Origin of the sequence: Flavisphingomonas formosensis (assembly GCF_009755815.1) — a bacterium.
In the GTDB taxonomy this organism is placed as follows: Bacteria; Pseudomonadota; Alphaproteobacteria; order Sphingomonadales; family Sphingomonadaceae; genus Flavisphingomonas; species Flavisphingomonas formosensis.
Genome location: NZ_WRPK01000009.1, coordinates 212025 through 231972 on the forward strand (window position 1 = coordinate 212025; position 19948 = coordinate 231972).

The 19948-nt window shown below is 60.3% G+C and carries 15 protein-coding genes; 12 read left to right on the plus strand and 3 right to left on the minus strand.

The features are described from left to right. The first annotated feature begins 20 nt into the window (after positions 1-20). The 9 genes from GQY20_RS23085 (at position 21) to GQY20_RS23125 (ending at position 12080) form a co-directional block, all read left to right on the plus strand. Positions 21-797 carry a glutathione binding-like protein gene (locus tag GQY20_RS23085; RefSeq protein ID WP_157219501.1) on the plus strand — a complete coding sequence of 259 codons (777 nt, stop codon included), beginning with the start codon at positions 21-23 and terminating at the stop codon, positions 795-797. Positions 798-981: 184 nt separating this feature from the next. Continuing rightward, positions 982-3351: a TonB-dependent receptor gene (locus GQY20_RS23090; RefSeq protein ID WP_157219502.1), complete on the plus strand. Its 2370-nt coding sequence runs from the start codon at positions 982-984 to the stop codon at positions 3349-3351. Positions 3352-3374: 23 nt separating this feature from the next. Further along, entirely contained in the window at positions 3375-4856 is a 1482-nt protein-coding gene (locus GQY20_RS23095; RefSeq protein ID WP_157219503.1) for a spinster family MFS transporter, read from the plus strand. Positions 4857-4889: 33 nt separating this feature from the next. Then, the gene (locus GQY20_RS23100; protein WP_269769776.1) at positions 4890-5624 is read left to right on the plus strand and encodes an SDR family NAD(P)-dependent oxidoreductase; all 735 of its coding nucleotides are present in this window, start codon (positions 4890-4892) and stop codon (positions 5622-5624) included. Positions 5625-5659: 35 nt separating this feature from the next. After that, positions 5660-6442, plus strand: coding sequence for a hypothetical protein (locus GQY20_RS23105; RefSeq protein WP_157219505.1), 783 nt, complete (start codon positions 5660-5662; stop codon positions 6440-6442). A gap of 3 nt (positions 6443-6445) precedes the next feature. Continuing rightward, complete coding sequence (locus GQY20_RS23110; RefSeq protein ID WP_157219506.1) at positions 6446-7141, plus strand: glutathione S-transferase family protein; 696 nt, start codon at positions 6446-6448, stop codon at positions 7139-7141. Positions 7142-7689: 548 nt separating this feature from the next. Further along, a complete protein-coding gene (locus GQY20_RS23115) occupies positions 7690-8946 on the plus strand; it encodes a cytochrome P450 (protein ID WP_157219507.1) in 1257 nt (418 codons plus the stop codon). A gap of 35 nt (positions 8947-8981) precedes the next feature. Further along, complete coding sequence (locus GQY20_RS23120) at positions 8982-11174, plus strand: TonB-dependent receptor (protein WP_157219508.1); 2193 nt, start codon at positions 8982-8984, stop codon at positions 11172-11174. 93 nt (positions 11175-11267) lie between these two features. Continuing rightward, positions 11268-12080, plus strand: a complete 813-nt coding sequence (locus tag GQY20_RS23125; RefSeq protein ID WP_157219509.1) for an SDR family NAD(P)-dependent oxidoreductase — start codon at positions 11268-11270, stop codon at positions 12078-12080. Between the two features lie 353 nt (positions 12081-12433). On the opposite strand, the gene GQY20_RS23130 is transcribed toward GQY20_RS23125, so the two are convergent. Beyond that, on the minus strand, positions 12434-12913 hold the full coding sequence (locus GQY20_RS23130) for a VOC family protein (RefSeq protein ID WP_157219510.1): 480 nt from the start codon (positions 12911-12913) through the stop codon (positions 12434-12436). Between the two features lie 526 nt (positions 12914-13439). On the opposite strand from GQY20_RS23130, the gene GQY20_RS23135 reads away from it, so the two are divergent. The 3 genes from GQY20_RS23135 (at position 13440) to GQY20_RS23145 (ending at position 17442) form a co-directional block, all read left to right on the plus strand. After that, positions 13440-13997: a nuclear transport factor 2 family protein gene (locus GQY20_RS23135; protein ID WP_157219511.1), complete on the plus strand. Its 558-nt coding sequence runs from the start codon at positions 13440-13442 to the stop codon at positions 13995-13997. 341 nt (positions 13998-14338) lie between these two features. Next, on the plus strand, positions 14339-16744 hold the full coding sequence (locus tag GQY20_RS23140) for a membrane-bound PQQ-dependent dehydrogenase, glucose/quinate/shikimate family (protein WP_157219609.1): 2406 nt from the start codon (positions 14339-14341) through the stop codon (positions 16742-16744). Continuing rightward, the gene (locus GQY20_RS23145; protein ID WP_157219512.1) at positions 16741-17442 is read left to right on the plus strand and encodes an EthD domain-containing protein; all 702 of its coding nucleotides are present in this window, start codon (positions 16741-16743) and stop codon (positions 17440-17442) included. The genes GQY20_RS23140 and GQY20_RS23145 overlap by 4 nt, the downstream gene beginning before the upstream one ends. Positions 17443-17651: 209 nt before the next feature. On the opposite strand, the gene GQY20_RS23150 is transcribed toward GQY20_RS23145, so the two are convergent. Continuing rightward, on the minus strand, positions 17652-18488 hold the full coding sequence (locus GQY20_RS23150; RefSeq protein ID WP_198351151.1) for an SDR family NAD(P)-dependent oxidoreductase: 837 nt from the start codon (positions 18486-18488) through the stop codon (positions 17652-17654). 95 nt (positions 18489-18583) lie between these two features. Beyond that, positions 18584-19945, minus strand: coding sequence for a glutathione-disulfide reductase (gene gorA, locus GQY20_RS23155; RefSeq protein ID WP_157219513.1), 1362 nt, complete (start codon positions 19943-19945; stop codon positions 18584-18586). Positions 19946-19948: the final 3 nt, after the last annotated feature.

Genomic DNA, 19948 nt, shown 5'->3' on the forward strand with positions numbered 1-19948 from the left:
CGCCACGAAAGGCTAAGATATTGGACTATATCAGTTGCAGCGAAGCCCGCGATCGGGATGGCTTGAGGCTAGTCCTCTCTGCAGGGAGCCCTAATCCCTGGGGCGAGGCCGCGAAAAGCCTGTTCCATGTCAGGAACATTGCCTATCTTGCGGTTCGTCACCAAGGCATGGCGACGAACGACGAGATTTTCGCCTGGACGGGAACGCGAAACGCGCCCGTCGCGATGTATAACGACGACAGGCCTCGGCACAGCTGGATAGATATTCTATATCTGGCGCAGCGGCTCGGCAGTGGGCCGTCGCTGCTGCCGGATGATCGCGCGGTCCAGGTCGAGTGCATCGGTCTGTCCCATGCGATTTGCGGCGAGGATGGTCTTGGCTGGAACCGGAGGCTCGACCTCTTTCACCGTCAGGTGCAAGCTGTCGGTGGAAATCCGGAACTCACCATCCTTCCCGAGAGAATGTTCAAAGATTTTAACGGCACGCCGGAGGCGATGGCCGCCGCATCCGATCGAGTCGTGTCGATACTCGAGATGTTCCAAAACCGGCTCGATCATCAGGTGCGTGCAGGTTCACCTTATCTGGTCGGAGACAGCCTGACGGCGCCCGATGTTCATCTCGCGACATTTCTCGGCATGTTGTCGCCGCTACCGGCCGAATTGAACCCTATGCCGGGTCACATTCGGCAGCTGTATGAATCTGGGGAGCCGCGATTGAGAAAGGCCGTCACCCCCGGCCTCCTGGCTCATCGCGATTTTATCTACGCACGATATCTGAAGCTGCCGATGGATTTCTAGGCGCTTGCCAGGCGCGGCCGCGCTGCACGGAATCAGCATGGATTGCGCGGATTCGCCCAAACGAAACGGCCTTTTATCGTCGGGTTTCGAGTATCGTTGAACATGGAAAACAGACTCTTCCGTCCGCCGACCTGGCTGCGGGCGAGAAGCCAAGAGGGAGACGGGCTATGACAGGATTGACGAAATGATGCGGGGTACGAAGGCAATCCTCCTTGCGAGCGCATCCATCGCCAGCTTTTGCGGCAGCGCGCGGGCGCAGGAGAATGTGGCATCGACGGCTGCAACTCCTGCCGATGATGGCGATATCGTAGTGACGGCGCAACGTCGCGCTCAGGCGCTATCGGACGTCGGCATGTCAATTACCGCGATCGGCGGAGAGGCGCTTGCGCAGCGCAACGTCACGCAGGCCGAGGATCTGTCGAAGCTGGTCGCTGGTTTGTCGGTCAGCGACAGCGGCTTCAGTACGCCCATCTACACGCTTCGGGGCGTCGGCATCAACGAGCCGAGCGTGGGGTCCACCTCCTCAGTCGCGATCTATGTCGACGAAGTGCCGCTCGCATATCCTATCACGACCCAGGGTGCCGCGCTGGATCTCCAGCGGATCGAAGTGCTCAAGGGGCCGCAGGGCACATTATATGGTCAAAACTCAACCGGCGGCGCGATCAACTATATCGCCAACAAGCCGACGGACGATTTCGCTGCGGGCGTCACTGGTACATTCGGACGCTTCAACCGCGGCAGCCTGGAGGGGTTCATCAGCGGTCCGATCACGCCTACGCTAAAGGCGCGCGTTGCCGCGCGTGGGACCCTGGGCGGCGGTTGGCAACGAAGCCTGACGCGGGACGATACCATCGGTAAGGTGAAAAACTTCGTCGGCAGGGCGATCGTCGAGTGGGAGCCCGCGGACACTTTCCGCATCACCTTCAACGCCAATGGTTGGATCGACCGATCCGATACGCTGGTGCCACAGCTTGTACGGGTAACGCCGACCAATCCGGCCCTGGCACTTCCCAACGTAGTCAACGCACGTCGCCCGGGTGACAATGCGCGCGATACGGACTGGGAACCCAACACACCGCTCGATCGGGACGATAAGTTCTGGCAGGGATCGGTGCGTGCTGAACTGGATGTGAGCGACGAGGTGAAGCTGACATCGATCACAGCCTATTCGCACATGAACCGACGTCAGACGACGGATTATGACGGCATTGCCAATGCTCTGGCGGTGCAAAGAGAGCAGTTCGGCAAGATCAAATCGCTTTATCAGGAAGTCAGGCTTTCAGCTAATTTCTCTGGCGTGAATTGGGTGGTCGGCGTTAATATCTCGGACGACAAGACAGCTGATCGCATTCTGGAAGATATCAGGGATTCCTCGACCGTTCGGCTTCTAGCAGGTCTGCCGGCGCACGGCGCGGGAACCCGGGTTGATCAGAAGATCAACGGCTGGGGTGTCTTCACCAGCATCGATGTGCCGCTGACCGATCGGCTCAATTTCACTGGCGGCATTCGCCTCAGTGAGGAAACGAGGAAGTTTGAGGGTTGTGGAACAATTCTCGACGCGTTTTCCGCCCCGGCCTACACGAACCTGATCAACGTCTTCCGAGCGGGCGCTGGCCTTGCACCTGTGCCACTGCTCCAGGTTGGCCAGTGCTTCTCGCTGTACCGGACCGCCGCCGGTCAGGCCCAGGACACCGGCGGTCTCCCGCTGTTGACGCCCGGGCTTGCCCATAAAGAGCTCAAGCAGGACAATGTCCCCTGGAACCTCAATCTCAACTTCAAGCCGACCAGTCGGTCCCTGATCTACGCGCGGGTCAGCAGGGGCTATAAGTCTGGCAATTTCGCTACGCTGGGTGCCCTCGATCCCATCGTCTACGGACCGGTGGTGCAGGAGAAGCTGACCGCATATGAGCTCGGTGGCCGCGTCTCGATCTCGCGCCTTCTTCGGTTTGAGGCTGCGATCTTCCGCTACGATTATATAAACAAGCAGCTTCGCGCTCGTATCTTCGCACCGCCTGTGGGCAACGTGTCGGCGCAGGACAATATCCCGAAGTCGAAGATAGAGGGGGCCGAATTCTCCGCTGTGATCAGTCCCGTTCGTGATCTGACGTTCAGCCTGAGTGGTACCTATATCAAGAGCAAGGTCATCAAGTATACGGGCTTCTCGGTGATCGGCAGCACGCCTGAGGATTTGAGCGGAACGCCGTTTAACTTCACCCCAAAATACAGCCTCAACGCCGATCTGAATTATTCTCACCCGGTGACGAACACTTTGGACGCCTTCGTCGGAGTGAACGTAGCCTATCGCAGCAAGACCTCAGCCGTCTTTACGCCGCCGGGCAGCACCGGATTGCAGGATTTCGATATCAACAAATACACGCTCGTTGACGGGCAGCTGGGCATCAGCTCCCCCGTAGGAAAGTGGAAGGCCTGGATCTGGGGCCGGAACATATTCAACAAATATTATTGGACAAACGTGGTCAAGGCAGCCGACGTTACCGTCAGGTTCCCCGGGATGCCCGCGACCTATGGGGTTTCGGCTTCCATGACTTTCTGAGCAAGCCGGCACGTTCGGGGGTGATGGCTTATCCTTTCCTCGAACGTGCCGGTGAAATCAGGCGTGCCAACGACAAAGCAGGATCGGATTTAGTCCGGCCCGAAAACACCAGGATCGGCGTGCTCGTGTCTGACCTTCATTCTTCACCGTCGCGGAAAACATCGGATGTCGCGTCAGCATATTCACCGATTGCGGCGTGGACATCGCTGGCGATCCTGCTGCTGCTATCGATGATCTCCATTCTCGATCGGCAGATCATCGCCCTCATGGTGGAGCCGATCAAGCGAGACCTCCGCCTGAGCGATACCGAACTTGGATTGCTGCAAGGCTTCGCCTTCGCGCTCTTTTACAGCATCGCTAGCATCCCTTTGGGCTGGGCGGTCGACCGCTATCCTCGCAAGATCATCATCTACTTCGCGGTCACGACCTGGTCATTGAGCGCAGCGGCGTGCGGCCTGGCGAGCAGCTTCTGGCAGCTCTTCTTCGGTCGCACCATGGTGGGCGTGGGTGAAGCGTCGCTCACGCCGGCGTCCGTATCGCTGATCAGCGACCTTTTCCCGCCCGAGAAGGTAGGGACGCCGATGGGCATCTATGCTGCCGGCTTTTATCTCGGGAGCGGTGTCGCGCTCGGCGTCGGAGGCTTGGTCGTCAGCCTCTTCGTCGGGAGCGTGTCGGTTTCATTTCCGGTAATCGGCGATATCGCATCCTGGCAGGCCGTGTTTCTCGTTACGGGTCTGCCCGGCTTCGCTTTCGCATTTCTGGCCTTGCTCCTCCGCGATCCGCGCCCGCCGCGTCGCGCGGCAGCACACCGCAAGTCGCCGGTTCAGGGCTTTGGCGCGTACCTTACCGGCAATTGGAGCGTCGTCGTTTACAGCTTCGGCGCCTTTGGTCTCGCGAGTCTCGTCGCTTACGCCATGGGCGCCTGGACGCCCGCATATTTCGCCCGGACATTCGGGTGGCAACCGGGTGAAATAGGTTGGGTGTGGGGACTTGTCGTCGCTTTGTCCGGAGCGGCGGGGGCAGTCATGGGCGGAATGCTCATCGATCGCGTCAACAGAGCGGGCGTGCGCGACGCCTGTCTGATCGTGCCTGCGGGCAGCAGCCTTATCGCGTGGCCACTCGTCACCATGGGTTACATCGTAGCAAGCCCACTCCTTGCTATTCTCTCGCTCGGCTTCGGGATGGTGGCACTGGGCGTAGTTTCCGCCGGCTCATTCTCGACCTGGCAGCGTATCGCGCCACCCAGCCTTCGAGGCCGGGTGAGCGCTTGCTTCGTCCTTGTCTCCAGTCTGCTCGGGGCGGGGACGGGGCCCGTCGTGGTTGCCTTCATAACGGATTACATCCTTCGCGATGAGCGGCTGCTCGGGCAATCGCTTGCATGGACCATGGGATTGGCCATCCCGGCGATGGCGATGCTTCTCGTCCTCGGCCGCTCGGCCTGCGCCAACGGCATCCGCTTGGATTTCCTTCCATCGAACATGCAGAATGTCGCGTCGGCGAAGTGACGGAGACGAGAAGTGAAGAATCTTTCTGGAAAAGTGGTGCTTGTCACCGGCGGCGCCTCGGGTCTCGGCAAAGCCACGGTCGCCCGCTTCGCGGAAGAGGGCTCCCGCGTAGTGGTAGCCGATTTGAATGTCGAGGGTGCGCAGGCTGTCGCAACGCAGTTCGGGGGCCGGGCCATCGGAATGAACGTGGCGGATCCCGCTTCTGTGGAGCAGGCGATCTCGCTTGCGGTAGAGAGCTTCGGCCGACTGGATGTTCTTGTAAACAACGCGGGGATAGAATCTGCGCGGGCGCTCATCCATGAAGCCACATTGGAAAATTGGCGCAATGTGATCGACGTCAATCTCACTGGCGTCTTTTACTGCATGAAATATGGCCTGGGACAGTTCGTCAGGCAGGGCGATGGCGGCAACATCGTCAATATTTCCTCCATTGCCGGCATGGTGGCGGTATCGGGTCTTCCGCCTTATGTCGCCGCAAAGGCGGGTGTCTCGAACCTCACACGCGAGGCGGCCATCGAATATGGACCGCGCGGGATCAGAGTGAACGCGGTCGCGCCAACGGCGGTCTACACGCCGTTGCTGCAGCGCATGTCCGGCGCTTCAAAGCAACCATCGGAGGTCATCGATGGGTTGAAGGGGTTGAGTCCGCTCCACGGCGTCGCTGCGCCAGAGGATATCGCAGCGGCCGTCGCGTTTCTGGCGAGCGATGACGCCCGCTTCATAAGCGGTGTCACCTTGCCGGTCGATGGCGGGTTCACCGCCCAGTGAGCATCGTCCAGCGTCGATAGGCAGGAGAGAGCAACGTGAAATATTTTTCGGTGGCCGAAGCGCGGCAGATGCGGGGGCTTCGGCTTGTACTGACCGCCCATCTCCCGGGCCCATGGAGTGAATCCGCCAAGGCGATCTTCAATGCCCGCAACGTACCCTACGTCGCCGTGGAACAGGTCGCCGGCGGCGCCAATGAGGAACTGTGCGTGTGGACCGGGGGGATCCGCAACGCGCCGGTCGCCATGCTGGATGATGATCCTCCTACCCATGGCTGGCTCGACCTCGCGATGATGGCGGAGCGCCTCGGCTCCGGCCCGTCCTTGCTTCCCGAGCAGTCTGCCGACCGCGCCCTCGCATTGGGCTTGTCCGCGGAAATCTGCGCGCCCCACGGCTTTGGCTGGGCGCGCCGTCTTCTCATGTTCGAGACGAGTTATGGCCCGAAGGACATGTCGGAGGAATCCCCGGCACATGTCCGCACGATGTTGCTGCAATATGGTTTTTCTGATGCGGCCGTCACCGCTGCAAGAGCCCGCTTGATTGACATCATGGGCACGCTCGCTGGCCGTCTTCGCGCTCAGCGGGAGCAAGGTTCGCGCTACATGATCGGCGATCAGCCGAGCACGATAGACTATCACTGGGCCTGCTTCTCCCAGATGGTGGCGCCACTGCCGGTTGAACATCAGCCAGCAATGCCGGAATGGCTCATCGACAAATATAGCGACCTTGATCCCGCAGTCGCGAAGGCACTCGATCCCCTGCTGATCGAACATCGTGATTTTATCTACCGAAATCATATCGGCCTTCCGCTGGAGTTCTGAGCCATGATCGATCTCTATTATTATCCCACGCCCAACACCTGGAAGGCCAGCATCATGCTGGAAGAGTGCGGGCTTCCTTATCGGCTGAAGCCGATCAACATCATGGACAACGAGCAGTTCGCCCCGGACTTCCTTGCGATCAGCCCGAACAACCGCGTGCCTGCAATTGTCGATCATGATGCGCCCGGAGGGCCGCAATCGGTATTCGAATCCGGGGCGATCCTCGTTTATCTCGCCGAGAAAACGGGCAAGTTTCTGGCGCCTTCCGGCCCGGCGCGTGTTTCGGCGCTCGAGTGGCTGTTCTGGCAGATGGGTGGCTTGGGACCAATGGCGGGACAGACGCACCACTTCATGCGTTCGGCTCCCGAGGGCAACGACTATGGCAAGGGGCGCTTCACCAAGGAGAGCACACGACTTTATGGGGTCCTCGACCGGCGCCTGGGGGTCGCCGAGTGGCTCGCGGGGGATCAATATGGCATTGCCGACATGGCAAGCTGGGGCTGGGTCTACTTTCATCGCATGCATGGGCAGCAACTCGACGATTTCCCCAATATCGCGAGGTGGTACTTTGCCATGTATGACCGGCCCGCGGTGCAACGAGGCATCGCAGCGGGTCGAGACGCCACGGATCCGCCGAGGCCACCTTTCTGGGATGCACCCGAGAACTTCGTTCATGCCAAAGCTACACAAGCCCCATAGGGCAATGTTTGCACTTACTGCGAGCCTCCCGGCGCAGGGAGCGCAGACATAGGGCAGCGTCAGCAGAGCAGCTGGTAGTCTGGGATATGGCCACCGGCCTTTGTCAGCGTGGGCCTGCCCTTCCTCTATGCGTCGTCAATCAATGCGGAACGCGCCATGATCGAAGCAGCCCCAAGGTCGCGCGACCCGCTAGAGCAGCATAAAAAATGTTGATCGGCGAGAAGGAAGGGGGACTGATCCTGGGTTCATCCGCAAACCCGCGGCCGGTGGCTCACGGCGAGGATCAGAATGCTTACTCAACGCGTCCGAGCGTTGAGGGGGCATCGTGGCAGTGCCGGCGCGAACTCAGTTCTGCCGCAGCGCGACGAGACCCGATGTGCGCAGGCAACTTGATTTCAAGACGACAGTCTCGGCTTTCCGATCATCTCTTTCGCGTTCTGTGCACGCATGTTGCGGGCCAAAATTGCCTCCCTTAGCAAGAGGACCAGCGCTCGCGTCAGCAACGAAAAAATGAGCTGGCAGCCTTTGGAGAGGAGGACGCGCTTCGCATGGCCGACAAGTTCACCCTGCCGCCGCACGTACCGACCGAACTCGTTGTTGACGTCGATTTTTACAATATGCCTGGCGCGGTGGTTGATCCGCAGCTCGCATGGCGCATTTTCAGCGGCAAGGGGCCGCTTGTCTATTCTCCCCGCAACGGTGGCCATTGGGTTGCGACAAACGGCGCGGATGTTTTCCGCTTTCTTCGTGCGACCGAGATATTTTCCAGCGCGCAGATAGTGCTTCCCAATCCTGGTCCGAGCCGCTTTCTGCCAGCGCAAAGCGATCCCCCGGAGCATGGCAAGTATCGCGCAAACATCATGCCGCTGTTCAGCCCGAAAGCGATCGAGTCCATCGATGGAGATGTGCGATCACTGACTATTTCGCTGATCGATGCGTTTCTCGGAGAGGGTGAATGCGAGTTCGTGTCCCAGTTCGCGCTGCAGCTTCCACTGAGGATCTTCCTGCACATCATGGGGCTCCCGGCCTCCGATCTCAAACTCCTGCGAGGCCTCGTCGAGGATTTCATAACTTCTCCCGAAATCGCTTCAAAGACGGCCGCTCTGTCCGGCATCAACGAGTATCTGACCGCGGCGATCGACTATCGCCGCAAATGCCCAGGCAGCGACGGGGTATCCCGTATAATCGGATCGACGATCGGCGGGCGTCCATATTCCGAGGAAGAGGTGATCTCGACCTTGACGCTGCTGTTGTTCGCGGGGCTCGACACCGTGGCCATGATGCTGAGCTTCATCACGCTGCACCTCGCAAGACATCCGGCGGACCGGCTCTATATCCGCGAAAATCCATCCCGGATGGGCGGCATCGTTCAGGAGCTCCTGCGCCGCTACACCGGCTCTAATGTCGCACGAGTGCTAGCCGTCGACTACTGCCACGAAGGTGTGATCTTGAAGAGAGGCGATCGCATTCTGCTTTCTCCCACCTTCTTCAATATGAATGAAGATACGCTTGAACGACCAGATGAGGTCGACTTCACCCGTAATCCCCGACACATCACCTTTGGGGCCGGTCCACACACTTGCGCCGGCGCGATACTTGCTCGGCGGGAGGTGACGATCTTCCTGGAGGAATGGCTTGCCCGCATCCCGGACTTCCATGTGGACGAAGCACGACCGCCAATCATGAGCGCGTCGCAGCAGAACGCTATCACAAGCCTCTGGCTGAAGTGGGACGTTTCGATCGCTCAGTCCGGTAAGCGGCAGGAGCGCCCGGATAGCGGCGATATCAGTATGGCTCAAGCCTAATAACTGACGGCTCATAATCGAGGGGAGGAATGACCATGGGAAACGGTGTGGCTCGATGGTATCTGCGCGGCAGTGTCTGCATGCTGGCTATCGTATCTGGCTTTCCGGCATTCGCACAAGAAGCAGCAAGCACCGACGGGCAACTGCAGGAGATCGTGGTGGTCGCGCAGAAGCGCGAGGAGAACCAGCAGAAAGTCCCGCTCGCCATCACCACCTTCAACAGTGGTGCCCTGGAGTCTCGTGGCATCGACAATATCACCGATATCGCGATATCAATGCCAGGCATCCAGCTTGCCAACTCGGCCAGCGTCGTCCTTCCTTATCTGCGCGGCGTGGGAAGCAACGCCAACGCGGTCGGAAGTGAATCGAGTGTGGCCGTTTATCTCGACGGCGTGTATTATTCGCGTCTTCGAACCGGGTTTCTGGACCTTAACAATATTGACCGCATCGAAGTGCTCAAGGGTCCGCAGGGCACATTGTTCGGCCGTAATTCCAGCGGCGGCGTCATTCACCTCATCACGAAGGATCCGTCTCATACCGGCGCGGTGAGGGGCAGTATCGGCTATGGTCGCTTTGATGCGTTCGCAGCGAATATCTATGCCACGACGGGCCTTACGGACAGGCTGGCCGCCGACATTGCGGTCAGCGGGAAGACGGACGGCGGGTATGGCCGCAACGTGACGACCGGTAAGAAGAACGGCTATGAGGATAGCATTCTCGTCCGGTCCAAGCTGTTGTTCGAGCCATCTGACACGACGCGCTTCCTCCTGACCGGCCTATACTCCTGGTCGAACGTGTCGGCGCAAGGCGGCACCTACCCGGGTACCACTCAGGGAACGCTCGAGCCCCCCTACACATTGTTTCGCCAGTCCGACATTGGCTATTACAATGTGCGCGACAACGAGGGCATGCATTATGAGTCGGAGACCTTCTCGCTCACGCTGAAAGCCGAGCAGGAGCTCTCTTTCGCGCGGCTGGTCAGCATCTCCGCTTATATCCGGGAGGATGAGGTCGGCGTCGCCGACGGGATATACGACCCGGCACCCAATTTTCGTGTCGATCTTCCCTCGACGGTGAAGCAGTTCACGCAAGAGCTTCAACTGCAAGGCCAGGGATCGCAACGTCTCAACTGGATCCTGGGTCTCTACTATTATAACAACATCAGCCAATATGACAAAGGAACCTTCTTCCGGGGACTGCCCTTCGGTCCCGGTCTGAACGCACCCGCCGAGCAACGATCGGTCTCGTACGCCGCCTTTGGCCAAGCGACTTACGAGGTTGCTCCCCGGCTGAAACTGACCGGCGGACTTCGCTACACCATAGACAAAATCAAGGCGGATAGTGTCATCACCTTGCTGACCAATCCTCCGATCGTCGCTGTCGACTTCCCGGAGGATTCAAAAACTTTCAAGAAGCTGACCTTCAAGACGGCAATCGATTATCAGGTAAAGGATAATGTTCTTGCCTATGCCTCGTTCAGCCGAGGGTATAAGTCGGGGCAGTATAATCTGCTGACCTATACGCCCGTTCCGACCGACCCGGAGGTCCTGGACGCCTATGAGATCGGCATCAAGTCCGAGCTGTTCGATCGTCGATTGCGAATAAATGCGTCGGCCTTTTACTATGACATTACCGATCCGCAGGTGCTGCTGATCGCGAACGGCACGATCCTGCTTTCCAATGCGCAGGGCGCGCGGATCAAGGGCGTCGAATTGGAAGGACAGGTCGCCGTCACAAAGGGTCTCACAGCCCGATTTGGCGCGACCTATCTCGATCCGAAGTATACCGATTACCAGAATGCGCCGAGCGGCCCGCCCAATCCGAATACGAATCCGGCGCTTGGCCCTGTCGGAGGCACCATCTCGCCTTTGTTGTCCATCGATGCCAAGGGGAACCAGACACCTTACGCATCTAAGTTCACCGCCAACCTTGGCTTCGACTACATCCTCGAGACATCGCACGGCGATTGGCAGCTGACCGCTGACTATTATTACAATGACGGCTTCTATTTTGAGCCTGATAATTTCCTTCATCAGGGCAAATACAGCATCGTCAATGCGCAGCTGAAATATATGCCGACCAAGAATCTCGGTGTGAGGATCTGGGGCAAGAATCTTACCGGCCAAAAATACGCCGCGAGTGCGTCCACGCAGGAAGGGGTCGCGGGCTATCCTTGGATGCCGGCCCCGCCGCGCAAATATGGCATAGCGGTCGATTTTAGCTTCTAGCCGCAGGCGCGGCCTTGCGAACGTCGGAGGGTATCCGAGGACGGGGCCTATTCCTCAGATCGGATAACGAAGTTTCAATGAAAGGATCGGGCAGTGGACCAGGATCGGGTGTTGGCGCGCAGCGGCGCACGGCTGGATGGCAAAGTCCTGCTGATTACGGGAGCGGGCAATGGCATCGGCAGCGCCGTGGCTCGGGTAGCCGCGGCCGAAGGGGCTCGCCTGGCCCTGCTGGATTATGATGCCGATGCCGTGACGACTGCCGCCGCGGCCATCGGCGGTAAAGACGTTCTGGCAATCCCCGCCGATGTCACTGAGATCGCCAGGATGGATGCCGTCGTCGACCAGGTCGTTGCGCGCTTCGGAAAGCTGGATGTCCTCGCGAACATTGCCGGCGTGATGGACCTCTTCTCACCGGTAGAAGAAGTCGCGCCAGAGATATGGGATCGCATATTCAACGTAAACGTCCGAGCCGTGGCGTTCATGATGCAAAGCGCTCTCAAGCATATGCTTCCGGCCGGCTCGGGCTCCATCGTCAACATGGCGTCAACCGCCGGATTGAAGGCAGGCGGCGGCGGATCGCCTTATGCTGCGGCGAAGGGCGCGGTCATCAGCTTGACGCGTCAGGCGGCGCACGAGGTGGGATCTCGCGGCGTGAGAGTGAACGCCGTGGCGCCCGGTGCAACGGAGACGAACTTTCTGCAGTCTTCTACCAAAGCGATAGGGACGGTCGGGCCACAGGCCCAGCAGTTCCTTGCCGAAGCGGGTGAGGCTTATGGCCGCTCGATTACCCTTGGCCGCTATGCTCGTGCGGCTGAGATCGCGCAGGCGACTGTGTTTTTGGCCTCCGATGAGGCAAGCTACATAACGGGTACGGTATTGGTCGTCGACGGCGGAGCCACGGTCTGACGATCCCCTTTCGGTGCCGGGCATGAGCCCATAAGCAGGTGATGAGCAGACGACGTCCGCGCGCTACCGGTACATCGGCGTTGACAGCCTCGGCTGTGAGCCGATTGTTGGATGTGCCAGCGGCATGTCTGGTTTGCGAGACGCGTGCGCACATTCCTCCGCCGGGAATCCGCGGGGTCCAGCTCGTCAGTCAGTTGGCGGCCGAGCCGCTGGTTCAGCAAGCCTCTGTCCCCCATCCCAGCAGGGAAGGGCATCGGCTATGGGGGCTGCCCAGCTTCTCAACCAGGCTCTGCGGTACGAAACCTCGCCCATATCAGCCCCCCAATCCGGCACAGCGCCGACTTGCCTCCGATTTAGCCGGCCATGTGCTCGACCCCGGTCAAAACCTCGAGGATGGTCCCATCGGGATCGTAGAAAGCAAACACGCCCGAGCGGGTGCCGCCTGGGGGCGTCATGAATTCCAGAGGGCCAAGCATCGTGACCCCCATGTCCAGCAGTTCCCGATAAACCTCTTCGATATTGTCGACGTGGAAGGCCATGCGAACGAAGCCCGCATGGTGAAGGGATTGGACCGGCGTTCCCTCGGTCGGCGGATCGAGATGCTGGCACAGGTCGATGAGCATCGATTGGGGCGTATTGCCCAACTTCATGAACGCGGCTTTGATCGGATTGAAAGGCACGCCGAAAGCGCTGGCGTTGCGTTCCCCGAGTTCCCCCTCCATCTCGAAGCGGGCCGTGACATGGAAGCCCAGTGATTCATAGAAGGCGATCGAGCGATCCAGGTCCTTGACGTTGATGTTGATGTGGTAAATCCGGTTCAGGTTGACGGCCATCTTTCGGTCCTTGTCTGGTTTAAGATGCTGGGCTTAAGGGTTGGAGTTCGGAACAGCGACTGAGAAAGATCCCGGTCTGCTGCGCGGTACGAAGCCTAGACGTGATTGCTTGGCCGCCCGACGAACTTCCGCAGCCCGTCTCCTGGGCCACCGAACCCTCCGGCGGCGGCCGACTTGGAGCGGATGAGAGGCGCCGTGCATGTCCGCGCTCGTATTAAAGGGCTTTTTGCCGGTACCTCAGGTTCAGCCATCCCGTTCTCCTCTCAGCAGCGTCCTATTGGAGCTTCTGGCTGTCCCAAATGCCTGTCCGCAGCACCACGCTACACGTCCGCTGCATATCCGATGAGTTTTGCTTTTGTGGCAAAACGATCAGTCCATTGCACAAGTGCGCATGGCGTCTCAGACCCCTCGCAGCGCCGCTTTTCTGAATTTTTGTACGATCTGGCGAACCCGCCACAGCTTTCCTTCCTGGGGCGGGACTGTCAGACCCGTGTCTAAGGACGAATTAAATGGGCGAGGGCAGCGGATGGTGGCGAATTTAGAGGACGCGGCGGTTTTGCGGGAGCTGAAGGCGCGCGCGGACATTCATCAGGTGCTGGCGCAGCTCGCAAGAGCGCTCGATCGCTGTGACCGAGCTCTCGCCCTTTCCGCCTATCATGAGGACGGGTGGGACGCGCACGGCAGCTTCAATGGCCCGGCGGCGGAGTTCGTCGAATGGGCGATCGACACGCAGAGCAATCATTTCCTCTGGACGTCTCACTACATCACCAACATCTATATCGAACTTGATGGGGACAAGGCTGCGGTCGAGACCTATGTCCAGGTCATCATGCGTTTCGAGCGGGACGGGGGACTGTTCGATCTTGCGGGGTGCGGCCGCTATCTCGACCGCTTCGAATGCCGCAATGGCGTTTGGAAAATCGCACATCGCCAGGTTATCGGAGACTGGAACCGCGTCGATCCCGTGGTCGAGCAGATGGCCGACGGACTTGTCCAACAACTTGTCCGAGGGACACGTGCGCCCGATGATCCTTCCTATGGCTATTTCGCGGCGAGGGGCACGGTCGCGGCCGCGATCGTCTGATCCCCCAGGCGCAAGACCATGCCTTAGTCTGAGCCGCTCGCGCATCCTGCGATTTGTGGGTCTTTCGACAGCCTGGCTACGTCGGCAGCTCTGAAGAACCTGGACTATTCTGCAAAGCTGGCGCGCACAGCCGTTTCGATCCGACGGCGATCGCGGGCTTGGAAATGCATCGTCCGGTGCGGTGCTGTGTCTCCATGATCCAAAACCGGCTTCATCAGACCGTGAAGCCGCGCCACCGGTAGAGAAAGCTCGCGATAATGGCTGATGGTGAAATCCGCTCCCCACATCAGGCTGGCGCCAAAGCCAGCGGCAGGCGGCCGGCAGGGCTCGCCCTTCGCGGAATGATCCTCGCCTATGCGGCTGTCCTCGCCCTTGTGGGCGGTGCTCTGCTGCTCGGCGGGATCAGGCTTATCTGGCTCGGTGGCTCCTTCTACTACGCGCTTGCCGGAGGAGCCACTCTGATCGCGGGCGCTCTGGTCGCCATGCGGCGGCGTGAGGGCGTCGGGGTCTACGCCATCATGCTGCTGGCGACGATCGCCTGGGCGGTTGGTGAAGCGGGGGCCAATGGATGGGCGCTCGCCCCACGCATCATCCCGCCCTTCGTACTCGGCATCCCGCTGATGTTCTGGAAAAGCGCAGAACGGGAAGGCACCCAGCGGGCCGCTGCGCGACATCGCAACAGAGGCATGCGCATTGGTGGTATAGCCGCGATAGCGATAATGGTCGCGCTCGGGGGCCTGGCGCATAGGTTTTTCGTATCGCCGTCCGTTGACCCGGCGTTTCAAGCGGGAGTGGGGGCGGCGGACGCAGCGGTCTCAGCCGGCGGTGATATGCCGGTTGCCGATTGGGCTCATTATGGAGGCGATGCAGGCGCCCATCGATCGAGCGGACTCGGCCAGATCACGCCGGATAACGTCGACAAGCTGAAGGTGGCCTGGACATATCGGGTCGGGCCGACCCCACCCGGACTCGGAAAGCAATCCGCCCTGGAAATGACTCCGCTCAAGATCGGCGATACGCTCTACGCCTGCACCGGCTACAGCGACGTCATCGCGCTGGATGCCGAGAATGGGAAGGAAAGGTGGCGCTTCCGATCAGGTGCGGACATTCGTGAAGTCCCCGTAGCTGCCTGCCGCGGTCTGGCTTTCGCAAAGGTTGACGACTCGCAATGCCCGGAGCGCATTCTAACGAACACGGTCGATGCGAGACTCATAGCGCTCGATGCGCATACCGGTCGAAAATGTACGGGCTTTGGTAGAGCTGGCGAGGTGTCCCTGCTTGAAGGCATGGGTCCGGTGCGTCCGGGCTATTATTACCAGACATCGGCGCCGACGGCGGTCGGGGGCAATGTCGTCCTTGGCGGCTGGGTCTTCGACAACCAGTTCTGGGGCGAGCCTTCCGGCGTAATCCGCGCCTATGACGTCAAGACCGGGAAGCTTTCCTGGGCATGGGACATGGGGCGTCCGGACCGGAAGGGTGTGCCGCCAGATGGCGAAACCTATACTCCGTCTACCCCGAACAGCTGGGCTCCGATGGCGGCCGACGAGGCGCTGGGACTCGTCTATGTCCCTCTGGGCGGGGCGCCGCCGGATCATTTCGGGGGCCGGCGCCGCCCATTCGACGAGAAATATGGGAGTTCGATCGTCGCGCTGGACGCACGAACCGGTACTGTTCGCTGGTCGTTCCAGACGGTGCATCATGATCTCTGGGACTATGATGTCCTCTCGCCCAGTCTAGTCGACATCCGACGCGGCACATCGATCGTGCCGGCGCTCGTGCAGCCCACCAAGCGAGGCCAATTGTTCCTCCTCGACCGAAGAACCGGTAAGCCACTTTCCACGGTAGTCGAGCGCCCGGTTCCGCAGGGCGGAATCATAGCCGGCGAACGCCTTTCGCCCACGCAGCCCTATTCCACGGGTCTGCCTGCCTTGAGCGGGCCGCCCCTGACCGAACGCGACATGTGGGGGGTCACCGCGCTCGATCAGCTCTGGTGCCGGATTCGGTTCAAGGAAGCCCGGTTCGATGGGGAATTTACGCCGCCGAGCCTATCCCCCTTCATCATCTATCCGGGCTATATGGGGGGAAGCAACTGGGGCGGGGTCTCGATCGATCCCAGGCGCAATGTCGCGATCGTCGGGACATTGCGCTTGGCCACTTACGCGCGGCTCGTCCCCGATAGCGAGCGCCGTCGTGACGGGATACGGCCGATTGTCTGGTCAAAGATCGGCACATCGACGGGAGGGCATCCTTCGCTGGCTGCCCAGCAAGGAACGCCCGTCGGCATCGAACTCAACCCGTTCCTGTCCCCGCTGGGCATCCCCTGCCAACAGCCGCCTTATGGCGTGCTCTCGGCAGTCAATGTGCGAACGGGCAAGCTGGTCTGGACGCAGCCGATCGGGAGCGCAGAGGAGAGCGGGCCGCTGGGCTATCGCTCCCATCTCTATTTGCGCGTGGGCACGCCGCTTCAGGGTGGATCGCTGACGACTGGCAGCGGGCTTACCTTCATCGGTGCCAGCCAGGACGCCTATTTCCGCGCCTACGACACAGCCAGCGGGAAGCTCCTGTGGGAAGCGAAGCTGCCGGCAGGCGGTCACGCGTCGCCTGCAACCTATCTGTCGCCCTCCGGCCGTCAGATGGTCGTCATAGCGGCAGGAGGCTCATTGCCCTTAAGGTCAAGGATAGGCGACTATATCGTAGCATATAGCTTGGGCGACAAGGATCGCCGGAAACCGGAGCAGCATCCATGAAATTCACTACCTTTGTCGCCGGCCCATCTGGAGAGGATATCGAGGCTTTCCAGACTTGGTTCACGACGGAATATTTTCAGCGCTTTGTGGAGGGCGGCGTCGGTCTGGTCTCAGCCGTGGTCAGGTTGTCGCAATCCGCGCCTGGCCAAGCTCCGGAACGGAGGGGCGATCCAGGCGACCCCGCGCAAGTCGCCTATCATGTGTTGCTCGAAAGCTGGTTCGTCACCACGGAGGATTTCCGTCGTACGATTCGTCTAGCAGAGCCGCTCTTGCGCAAGCGAGGCGCCGCTTTCGTCAGCTATCGCGTCACCCCCATGCTGGAGAAGGACCCGCGATTTGCGGAGGCCGGGACCAAAGGAGCACGCCCCGCGCTAACCTATGTGACACCCGTCAGCTGGCGCGCCGGGCTGCCAGGTGCGGAAGCGCGCCGTCATTGGGATGAGCATGTGTCGACAGCGCTTCGCGTCCACGCAAGTCTGACCAAATATGAACGCAATTGGGTCGATGAGGTCGTGTCCTGGTCCGAGGGCGCATCTCCCGTGGGCGGCTACGCGGATTTCTCTTTTCGTACCATTGAGGATTGGGATCAGTTTTTCCCAGACGACGCGGCCAGACTGGAGATCGCCCAGGATATTGCGAACTTCATTCAGTCAGGTTCGGGTATCTTCCTGGGGGATATCGTCGTAGCCCACGGCTAGTCCAAAAGCGCGCGTGCATCATGGCTGATGTCGGCAGCGCTTGTGCGGATGCCAGGCTGCCTCGCGACTCGCTTATCCTCCCCACAATCTGTTCCGTGGCAGCCGACGAGGCTTTCGCCATTCCTATCATCAGCCGACCGCTTGACAGTGAGGGAGGCGCGCCGCGGGCGCGCATCCTTCATCATCAAACCCGAGCCGGTAGGCTGGTGTCAGGCGGAGGGGAAATCCGTGCTGAGCGAGAGCGCGCGCCACGCGTCGGCTTGCGCGTGAAAGGTATCGCCTCGCGCCTGCAGGGTAGCGAGGGCATCGGATCCAACCGCTACGCGCACCGGGGTTTCCTCCGCGTCCAGGATTGCGAGGATGACCTTGCCAATCTTGGAGGGATCACCCTGCTGATGATGATTGAATCCGGCCAGCGCCGCCTTGTGGGCCTCCGAACCCGCCTTGTAATCGTCGATCCCAAGGCCGGAAAACTTGACGGAGGTCTGATCGAGGAAATCGGTACGGAACTGTCCTGGCTCGAGCAGCGTCACCTTGATCCCAAACTCTGCCAGCTCCTGGCCGATTGATTCAGACCATCCCTCTAGAGCGAATTTGGTTGCGCAGTAGAGCGAGGAGTTTCCAAAGCCCACGAGGCCAACGAGCGACGAAATGGTGAAGATGTGCCCTGAGCGCTGCGCCCGCAAAATGGGGAGGGCGGCTCGAGTCACATGAAAGGTTCCGAAAACATTGGTATCGAATTGCCGTTGGATCTGCTCATGCGAAATCGCCTCGAACGGACCAATCTGAGCAAAGCCCGCATTGTTGACGAGGACATCAATCCTGCCAAATGCAGCGACAGCGGCCTTTACGGCTTCTTGCGCTTGATCGGCGTTCGTCACGTCGAGCGGAACGGCCAAGAGGCGGTCGCCAGAACCGCCAAGGGCGGCCGCGGCATCTTCCGGCTTGCGCGACGCCGCGACAACGCGATCGCCCGCAGTGAGGGCGGAGCGCGCAATCTCCAAGCCGATGCCTCGGTTGGCACCCGTTATGAACCAGCTTCTCATGATCTTGCTCCTTGAATTGGCAGGGCGCGCTTCACGCGCCCTGCTGTTTGTTCAGTGTCGATGCGCGATCTCACGCTAGGTGAGGCGCGCCGATTTCAGCGCAGCAGCACGAGTTCCTCGGCCATTGAGGGATGCAGCGCCACGGTCTGATCGAAGGCCGCCTTGGTGAGGCCCGCTTTCACAGCCACGGCAGCGACCTGGAGCAATTCCGGTGCATCCGGACCTATCATATGGATGCCGAGCACGCGTTCGCTCTCGGCGTCGACGATCATCTTGTACAGGGCGCGCTCATCACGTCCGGCAAGAACATTCTTCATCGGCTTGAAGCTGGACCGATAGATTTTGATCGGTTGGCTCAGTGCTTGCGCGCTTGCTTCGGTAAGGCCGACGCCGGCCATGGGCGGATGGCTGAACACCGCGCTCGGTATATGTTCGTAGTCGACTTCGGATGGCTTCCCACCGAATTGAGCGTCCGCGAAACATTGGCCCTCGCGGATCGCCACCGGCGTGAGCTGCACCCGATTTGTGACATCGCCTACCGCAAACACGCTTGGAAGGCTGGTTCGATACTGTGCGTCGATCCGGACGGCACCATTTGCGTCCAAGGCGACGCCAGCACCCTCCAGACCCATGTCGAAGCTTTTGGGTACCCGCCCTATCGCAAATAGGATCGCATCAGCCTCTATGGGCTCCTGTCCGACGATGTGGGCGATCAGCGATCCGTCGGAACGCTTTTCTATCTGCTGGAAGGCTGCATGGAAGCGGAAGGATATACCCTTCGCAACCGATATGTCCTGCAGACGCCCGCAGAGTTCTTCATCATAGCCACGCAGCATCGCGTCGCCGCGCGTCATCAGTGTGACATCGGCCCCAAACTCGTTGAAGATGCCGGCAAATTCATTGGCGATATAGCCGCCGCCCGCGATCAAGATGCGGCGGGGAAGGGCGTCCAGGTGGAAGACCTCGTTCGAAGTGATCCCATATTCAGCGCCGGGGCAGTCGGGACGTGCAGGCCATGCACCCGTAGCGAGCAGGATCCGATCAGCCTCAAGCGACTGACCGTCCTCCAGAACGACGCGGTTCGGATCGGCAAGCCTTGCGCGGCCATGGACGAGTTCGACGCCGGCAGACGTCAGCGACGACTTATAGAGACCTTCCAGTCGGCTGACTTCGCTCAAGACGCGATCGCGCAGCACCGGCCAGTCGAAACGACAGGGAGAGACGTCCCAACCGAACTGACGGGCATCGCGGAGATCCTCCGCGAAGTGAGCGCCATAGACGAGCAGCTTCTTGGGAACGCAGCCGCGGATCACGCATGTCCCCCCGACGCGATGTTCCTCGATCAGAGCCACGCGCGCGCCATGGTTGGACGCGACGCGCGCGGCCCGTACCCCACCTGAGCCAGCGCCCACGACGATCAGATCATAGCGCGACGTCGATGTTATTGTATCAGCCATAGG

Coding starts and splice junctions, on each gene's coding strand:
- GQY20_RS23090 (WP_157219502.1), top strand. CDS start 982: ATGATGCGGGGTACGAAGGCAATCCTCCTTGCGAGCGCATCCATCGCC.
- GQY20_RS23095 (WP_157219503.1), top strand. CDS start 3,375: ATGGCTTATCCTTTCCTCGAACGTGCCGGTGAAATCAGGCGTGCCAAC.
- GQY20_RS23110 (WP_157219506.1), top strand. CDS start 6,446: ATGATCGATCTCTATTATTATCCCACGCCCAACACCTGGAAGGCCAGC.
- GQY20_RS23115 (WP_157219507.1), top strand. CDS start 7,690: ATGGCCGACAAGTTCACCCTGCCGCCGCACGTACCGACCGAACTCGTT.
- GQY20_RS23120 (WP_157219508.1), top strand. CDS start 8,982: ATGGGAAACGGTGTGGCTCGATGGTATCTGCGCGGCAGTGTCTGCATG.
- GQY20_RS23130 (WP_157219510.1), bottom strand. CDS start 12,913: ATGGCCGTCAACCTGAACCGGATTTACCACATCAACATCAACGTCAAG.
- GQY20_RS23135 (WP_157219511.1), top strand. CDS start 13,440: ATGGTGGCGAATTTAGAGGACGCGGCGGTTTTGCGGGAGCTGAAGGCG.
- GQY20_RS23140 (WP_157219609.1), top strand. CDS start 14,339: ATGATCCTCGCCTATGCGGCTGTCCTCGCCCTTGTGGGCGGTGCTCTG.
- GQY20_RS23145 (WP_157219512.1), top strand. CDS start 16,741: ATGAAATTCACTACCTTTGTCGCCGGCCCATCTGGAGAGGATATCGAG.
- GQY20_RS23150 (WP_198351151.1), bottom strand. CDS start 18,488: ATGAGAAGCTGGTTCATAACGGGTGCCAACCGAGGCATCGGCTTGGAG.
- gorA (WP_157219513.1), bottom strand. CDS start 19,945: ATGGCTGATACAATAACATCGACGTCGCGCTATGATCTGATCGTCGTG.